Annotated in this window: 4 protein-coding genes; 2 read left to right on the top strand and 2 right to left on the bottom strand. The window is 67.1% G+C overall.

Annotation, left to right across the window (positions count from 1 at the left end; all coding sequences use genetic code 11):
- Together VFH65_RS14855 and VFH65_RS14850 are read right to left on the bottom strand one after the other, a co-directional pair.
- The coding region (locus VFH65_RS14855) for a TM0106 family RecB-like putative nuclease (RefSeq protein ID WP_353322450.1) at positions 1-1,752 on the bottom strand (1,752 nt) is incomplete at its 3' end.
- A gap of 41 nt (positions 1,753-1,793) precedes the next feature.
- A complete protein-coding gene (locus tag VFH65_RS14850; RefSeq protein ID WP_353322449.1) occupies positions 1,794-2,363 on the bottom strand; it encodes an LppP/LprE family lipoprotein in 570 nt (189 codons plus the stop codon).
- A gap of 67 nt (positions 2,364-2,430) precedes the next feature.
- Here VFH65_RS14850 and VFH65_RS14845 point away from each other — a divergent pair, with 67 nt between their 5' ends.
- Both VFH65_RS14845 and VFH65_RS14840 read left to right on the top strand, forming a co-directional pair.
- Positions 2,431-4,134 carry a DEAD/DEAH box helicase gene (locus tag VFH65_RS14845; protein WP_353322448.1) on the top strand — a complete coding sequence of 568 codons (1,704 nt, stop codon included), beginning with the start codon at positions 2,431-2,433 and terminating at the stop codon, positions 4,132-4,134.
- A partial coding sequence (locus VFH65_RS14840; RefSeq protein ID WP_353322447.1) for an acyltransferase family protein occupies positions 4,131-4,430 on the top strand: 300 nt, incomplete at its 3' end. The genes VFH65_RS14845 and VFH65_RS14840, both read left to right, overlap by 4 nt.

Raw genomic sequence — 4,430 nt, 5'->3', positions numbered from 1 at the left:
GTCGACCGGGTTGTTGAGCCTGTCGAAATGCGCCCACCAGAACGGCTTGTCCTCGCGGCGGTGATATCCACGTGCGGCCGCCATCAAAGCCACCGCCGTCTGCTCGGCGCTGCGACCGTCGACACCGTCGCCTGCGAACGCCATCAGCGTGTGCGCGAGTTCGTCGGTGTCCTCGACGGCGATGCCGTCCGGCACCGGTTGCGGGCCGAGCGGCGGCACGCTGGACTCGATCGCGATCTTGATCAGCCAGTCGCGAAGGCGGTGCGTCGAGCGGCAGTCGTAGCGGTTGTAGTCCTCGATCTCCTTGAGGACGTTCGCGGCTTCGTCGGTGCGCCCGCCGGCCCGTAGCTCGCAGTATCGGGCATACATGGTGATCGAGTCGGTGGCCGTCGTGACGTCACCGCTGCGCAGCTCGGATCCCATGTAGAGCGGCTCGAGCGACTTGAGGCTGTAGCTCTCGGTGCCGACGCGAATGCTCTTGCGCACCAACGGGAAAAGGTCGACGAGCACACCGCTGCGCAGTAGGTCGTCGACGTCGTCCTCGCCGACGCCGTAGCGGCCCGCCAGCCGCAGCAGCGCGGTCTTCTCGTATGCGGCGTAGTGGTAGATGTGCATCTTCGGGTACCGCTTGCGCCGCTTGCGGACCATCGCAAGGAAGTCGACGAGGGCTTGGCGCTCGCTCGCGCGGTCGTGTGCCCACAGCGGCCGAAACGCGCCGCCGGCGTCCAGCACGCCCCACATGTACTCCAGACCCCAGTCGTGGCCGTCGGCCGTCCACAACGGGTCGCCCTCGAAGTCGAAGAACAGATCTCCCTTGTTCGGATCGGGCAACAGGGTCAGCGGCTGCGCGTCGGCCACCTCGAACGGGGGCTTGCCGTCGACCCTCGGCGTGACCTGCAGCCGCGCCTGCGAGGTCAGCGACGACACCGTCCGGGCCGGCAACTCGGGCACCGGGCCGTCATGTCGCGCCAGCACAGTCATGGTGGTGATACCGGCTTCGATCAGCCGGGCCCGCTGACTGACTCGCATGCCCGCCACCAGCAACAGGTCGTCATGGGCGCGGACCTGGGTGGTGCACTCGGGACAGCGGAAGCACGCGCGCACCTCCTCGTCCTCCCACGTCACCGCCGATCCGCCGGCCAAGTGGTCGTCGAGCAGACGCTGCAGCTCGGCACGACGGGGCCGATATACCGGCAGCAGTTCGTCGACGCGGTAGCTCACCATCGCACCGTCGCCGAGCACCAACTCCACTTCGGGCGCGACCGGCACGCCCGCGGCTGACAGCGTCTCGGCATAGGCGGCGAGTTGAAGCAGCGCCTCGACCTTGACCGAGCGGGCGAGCTTGGTGTCGCGAAGCCGGTACTGCTGCCCGTCAAACACCAGGAAGTCGGCGAAGCCGACGAACCGGCCGTCGAACATGGCGCCCTGGTAGATCACCGACGCGCGACGGTCGACGGCGCGCATGGTCTGCTCGGCGGCGGCGGTCAGCCCGGCGACGGTGTACTTCGGCCTGCCGATGATCGCGACCGTGTCCTCGGCGAGGTCGCGAAGCTCGTCGAGGTGACGCTGTTCGTGCTCGCCGCCGAGTAGGACTGTCCGGGCGAGGAGGGCGTCTTCGACGGCGACCGAAGGCCCCCAGCCGAGTTGCGCATCAAACGCGCGCAGCAGCGCGTACTCGCAGCGAGATGCAGCGGCGAGGTCAGATGCGCTGTAGATGACGCGGACGTCGGCTCCGGATGAGGCCACGAACACGCTGCCACTGTAGGCGCGCGGCCCGACACATCAATGCGCTGTCAGCCCGTGTTGCCGATCAGCTCCACACCATTGCCGTTCCAGCGGAACTTCACCACGCTGTCCAGTCCGGGAACGCCGTTGGAATACCGCAGCGCGACGGTGTCGCCGGTGGTCGTCGAGTTGTCGATGCCGTTGAACCCATAGGTGTCTGGCACGCCGGTGGGAATGAACTTGCCGAGATGGAACATCACAGCGCGAGTGTTCGGATTCTCGGCGTTGGTGTTGGCCTTGACGATCACAGCCGACAGTGGCGCGCACTCGTTGTAGTTGCCTGCCAGCGGCTCGGGGTTCCAGCCCTGATTGCTGCGCGGGTCGCGAGGAAGCGTGGAGACGGCCCTGGCGATCTCGGGTGCAGCCAGATTGATCTCGCAGGGGTCGGGCGCCGCGGTCGTGGTCGGAGGCGGAACCGCGGTCGCAGACGGGGGATGAGCCGTCGCCGGGGCGGATGCGGTGACGGTCGGCTCGGGGGTCTTGGAGACCGTCGAGTCGCCCGAGCCGCAAGCCGCGACCGTCAGCGCGGCAGCGCCGATCACGACCGCCAATTTCACAGTCGAGAACCGTACCGTCATCGGCGACGCCGATCACCCCGGCACGCTGCGGGATGACGGGGTGCCGTACCACTAGACTCCTCAAGCAATGACGTCCTCCGAACCGGACGCGGACCTTACCGATTCGCCCGCCGATCTGACCTTTGCTGACCTGCAGATTCACCCATCCGTGCTGCAGGCCGTCGTTGACGTCGGCTACGAGTCGCCCTCAGCCATCCAGGCCGCGGTCATCCCGGCGATGATGGCGGGCTCCGACGTCGTCGGCCTGGCGCAGACCGGCACGGGCAAGACGGCGGCGTTCGCCATGCCGATCCTGTCCAAGATCGACACCACCAGCAAGACCACGCAGGCCCTCGTGCTCGCTCCCACCCGGGAACTCGCGCTGCAGGTCGCCGAGGCGTTCAGCCGCTACGGCGCGCACCTGCCTCAGGTCAACGTGCTGCCGATCTACGGCGGATCGTCCTACGGGGTGCAACTGGCAGGTCTGCGGCGCGGCGCGCACGTCGTCGTCGGCACACCCGGCCGGGTGATCGACCACTTGGAACGCGGCACCCTCGACGTGTCGCGGCTCGACTACCTGGTGCTCGACGAGGCCGACGAGATGCTGCAGATGGGCTTCGCCGAGGACGTCGAGCGGATCCTCGCCGACACCCCCGAGTACAAGCAGGTGGCGTTGTTCTCGGCGACCATGCCGTCGGCCATCCGCAAGATCACGACGAAATACCTTCATGACCCTGTTCAGGTCAACGTCAAGGCGAAAACCACGACGGCGGAGAACATTTCGCAGCGTTACATCCAGGTGGCCGGGCCGCGCAAGATGGACGCCCTGACAAGGGTGCTCGAGGTCGAGCAGGGCGACGCGATGATCGTGTTCGTCCGCACCAAGCAGGCCACCGAAGAAGTGGCCGAGAAACTGCGGGCCCGAGGGTTTTCCGCGGCCGCCATCAACGGCGACATCCCGCAGGCGCAGCGTGAGCGCACCATCGCAGCGCTCAAAGACGGCACCATCGACATCCTCGTCGCCACGGACGTCGCGGCCCGTGGACTGGACGTCGAACGCATCTCGCATGTGCTCAACTACGACATCCCGAATGACACCGAGTCCTACGTACACCGGATCGGGCGCACAGGACGTGCGGGACGGTCGGGCGCTGCGCTGCTGTTCGTCACACCGCGCGAGCGGCACCTGCTCAGGGCGATCGAGAAAGCCACCCGATCCAAGTTGGTCGAGGCGGAGCTGCCCACGGTGGAGCACGTCAACGCGCAACGGGTCGAGAAGTTCCGCGACTCCATCACCGACGCGCTCAACGCGCCGGGGGTCGACATGTTCCGCAGTCTGATCGAGGACTACGCGCGCGAGAACGACGTGCCGATGGCCGACATCGCCGCAGCGCTGGCCACCCAGGCGCGTGACGGGGAACAGTTCTTCATGGTGGAGCCGCCGCCCGAGCGCCGTCGGTCAGACGATCGGTCGGACAGGCCCGACCGCGGCGACCGTTCCAAGCGAAAACCGGGCCAGGGCTTCGCGACCTACCGCATCGCGGTCGGCAAGCGGCACAAAGTGAGTCCGGGTGCGATTGTCGGCGCCATCGCCAATGAGGGTGGCCTGAACCGCAGCGATTTCGGACACATCTCCATCCGGCCCGATCACTCGCTGGTCGAATTGCCCGTCGAATTGCCGCGCGAGACGGTGAAAGCCTTGGAGCGCACTCGTATTCAGGGAATACTGATCAATCTGCAGCCCGACCGGCCGCCACGAAAGGCCGGTAAGGACAGCCGCAAATCGAAATGACCCTGTCGAAGGACGTGGACGCGCAGGGCGGCCTCGAGTCTGTCAGCAAGGCCGAGCGAGTCGCCTCGCTCACCGGAATCCGCGCGGTCGCAGCGCTGCTGGTGATGGCAACCCACGCCGCCTACACCACCGGCAAGTACACCCACGGCTATGTCGGACTTGTGTACTCGCGGATGGAGATCGGCGTGCCGATCTTCTTTGTGCTGTCCGGGTTCCTGCTGTTCGGGCCGTGGGCGCAGGCCGCGGCGTCGGGCGATTCGCCGCCGTCGGTGCGTCGCTACGCGTGGCATCGGGTG

This window comes from Mycobacterium sp., from assembly GCF_035697385.1.
GTDB lineage: Bacteria > Actinomycetota > Actinomycetes > Mycobacteriales > Mycobacteriaceae > Mycobacterium.
Note: the sequence above shows the minus strand (reverse complement) of the source record. Positions and strands in the feature narration are given on the sequence as shown.

What these genes read in the sequence shown, in the direction of transcription:
- VFH65_RS14850 (WP_353322449.1), bottom strand. Translation starts at nt 2,363, where the DNA reads ATGACGGTACGGTTCTCGACTGTGAAATTGGCGGTCGTGATCGGCGCT.
- VFH65_RS14845 (WP_353322448.1), top strand. Translation starts at nt 2,431, where the DNA reads ATGACGTCCTCCGAACCGGACGCGGACCTTACCGATTCGCCCGCCGAT.